Annotated in this window: 3 protein-coding genes; all 3 read right to left on the bottom strand. The window is 62.4% G+C overall.

Annotation, left to right across the window (positions count from 1 at the left end):
• Positions 1–317, bottom strand: a 317-nt coding sequence (locus tag BM062_RS24835; RefSeq protein WP_139220212.1) for a 2Fe-2S iron-sulfur cluster-binding protein, incomplete at its 3' end; no start/stop codon positions are given.
• An 84-nt stretch (positions 318–401) separates the two neighbouring features.
• Positions 402–1979 (bottom strand): formate dehydrogenase beta subunit, encoded by a 1578-nt coding sequence (locus BM062_RS24840; RefSeq protein WP_092402402.1) that lies wholly within the window; start codon positions 1977–1979, stop codon positions 402–404.
• Positions 1976–2455 (bottom strand): formate dehydrogenase subunit gamma, encoded by a 480-nt coding sequence (locus tag BM062_RS24845; RefSeq protein WP_092402405.1) that lies wholly within the window; start codon positions 2453–2455, stop codon positions 1976–1978. The genes BM062_RS24840 and BM062_RS24845 overlap by 4 nt, the downstream gene beginning before the upstream one ends.
• Between the last annotated feature and the right edge of the window lie 196 nt (positions 2456–2651).

A 2651-nucleotide genomic window follows, 5' to 3' on the forward strand; every position in this document is an offset into this window, starting at 1 on the left:
TCCATCACGCCGCGCCGGATATCGGCCAGCTTGGGTGTCTGGGTCCTGACCTTCATGCCCGGTTCGCATGGCGTGGTGCAAGACGCCGGATAACCTCTGCGCCCTTCTATTTCAACCAGGCACAGGCGGCAGGAACCGAACGGTTCCAGGCTGTCGGTTGCGCACAGCTTGGGCACGCTGATACTGGCATCCATGGCAGCGCGCATCACCGATGTGCCCGCCGGCACATCGACATTGACGCCGTCTATCTCCAGGGTGATCATCCGTTCCGACAACCGCGCCGGCGTGCCGTAGTCTATTTCATTGAGCTGGTTCATTCTCTGTTTCTCCTGTTTGCCGCCGCGTCCGGGTGTACAACCTGGACGCAATGGCTTGACGCTTGTTCGTGCTTCGGTTGACGCTTAGGCTGCCTTGCCGGCTATCGCAGGCGGCGCGCCAAAATCTTCCGGGAAATGGTTCAGGGCCGACAGCACCGGCAACGGCGTCATGCTGCCCATCGCGCACAGGGAGCCGTTGACCATGGTGTCGCACAAATCGCGCAGCAGGTGGATCTGCTGCTGGCGCTGGCCCTGGTTCGCCGGATTTGCATTGGCGATGATCTTGTCGATCACTTCCACTCCGCGGGTCGAACCGATGCGGCAAGGGGTGCATTTTCCGCAAGACTCGGTGACGCAGAATTCCATCGAATAGCGCGCCTGTTGGGCCATATCGACGCTGTCGTCGAACACCACCATGCCGCCATGGCCGACCGTGCCGCCGACGGCGGCAAAAGCTTCGTAGTCGAGCGGCGTATCGAACAGCGACGGCGGCAGGTACGGCCCCAGCGGGCCGCCGACCTGCACCGCGCGCATGGCGCGGCCGCTTTCGGTGCCGCCGCCGAAGTCGAACAGCAGTTCGCGCAAGGTCACGCCAAACGCTTTCTCCACCAGGCCGCCGTATTTGATGTTGCCTGCCAGTTGCATCGGCAAGGTGCCCATCGATCGTCCTTGCCCGAAATTCTTGTAGAACGCCGCGCCGCGCGCCAGCACTATCGGTACGCTGGCCAGCGTGATCACATTGTTGATCACGGTCGGCTTGCCGAACAGCCCCTCGATGGCGGGCAGCGGCGGCTTGGCGCGCACCACGCCGCGCTTGCCTTCCAGGCTCTCCAGCAAGGCGGTTTCTTCGCCGCACACATAAGCGCCGGCGCCCTTGCGTACCTCCAGCTGGAAATCCTTGCCGAAACCGAGGATGTTCCGGCCCAGGAAACCGCGCGCGTTAGCGATGGCGATCGCTTCGTTCAATACCGCTATCGCATGCGGATATTCCGAGCGGACGTAGATGTAGCCATAGTCTGCATTGACCGCCAGGCCGGCGATGGTCATGCCTTCGATCAGCACGAAGGGATCGTCTTCCATCACCATGCGGTCGGAAAAAGTGCCGGAGTCGCCTTCGTCGGCGTTGCAGACGATGTATTTCTGCGCAGCCTGCGCGCCGAGCACCGTCTTCCATTTGATGCCGGTCGGGAAAGCCGCGCCGCCGCGGCCGCGCAGGCCGGAGTCCAGCACCGCCTGCACGATGTCGGCGCTTTGCATGGCCAGCGCGTTTTGCAGGCCCAGGTAACCCTCGTGCGCCAGGTAGTCGTCCAGCGATACCGGATCGGTAATGCCGACTCGCGCAAAAGTCAGCCGTTCCTGATTCTTCAGGTAAGGAATTTCATCGACCAGCCCCAGGGCCAGCCGATGCTGGCCGCCAGCCACGAAATCCGCGTCGAACAGGCCGGCGACGTCATCCGGCTCAACCGGTCCGTAGCCGACGCGGCCGGCAGCGGTTGCCACCTCGACCAGCGGCTCCAGCCAGAACATGCCGCGCGAACCGTTGCGCACCAGCGTGATTTCCTGGCCGCGCCTGGCCGCTTCGGCCACGATTGCTTCGGCAACCGCATTTGCCCCCAAAGCCAATGCGGTCGAATCGCGCGGTACATAGATGGTGATGCTCATGACGCACCTCGCTTAGCTTGCAGCAGCCGGTCGAGCTTGCCGTGGCTGACCCGGGCGTGCAATTCGTCATTGATCATGATGGCCGGGCCGCAAGCGCACTGGCCCAGGCAGTACACGGCTTCCAGGCTGAACTCGCCATCCTTGGCAGTGCCGTGGAAATCACAGTCCAGCACTGTCTTGGCGTGCGCTTCGAGCGCTGCCGAGCCGCGTGCCTGGCAAGCCTCGGCGCGGCAGATCTGCACCACGTGGCGGCCGGCCGGATGCTGGCGGAAATAATGATAGAAACTGATCACGCCGTGCACTTCCGCACGCGAAAGGTTGAGTTCTTGCGCGATCATCGGCACGCTTTCAGACGGGATATAACCGGCCGATTCCTGGATCGCATGGAGGATAGGCAACAGCGCCCCAGGCAATGTCTTTTGCGCCGCGATCAGCGAAGCGATGTGATCCATGTCTACAACTTGATGCATTTCCATTACGGCTCTCCTGCGTGCCGATGCATCCGGATGAACGGTCGTCATCCAGATGCATCGGTTTGCAACATGATGGCTAAACAGCTTACTTGTACATGGTCTGAGCCATGGTTCCCGGGGCGTACACCGCAGGATCGACCCAGATATTGACCACCGCGCAACGCCGCGTCTTGCGCACCGCTTCCCGCGCCCGCTGCAG

The organism is Collimonas sp. OK412 (assembly GCF_900112135.1).
GTDB lineage: Bacteria > Pseudomonadota > Gammaproteobacteria > Burkholderiales > Burkholderiaceae_D > Collimonas > Collimonas rhizosphaerae.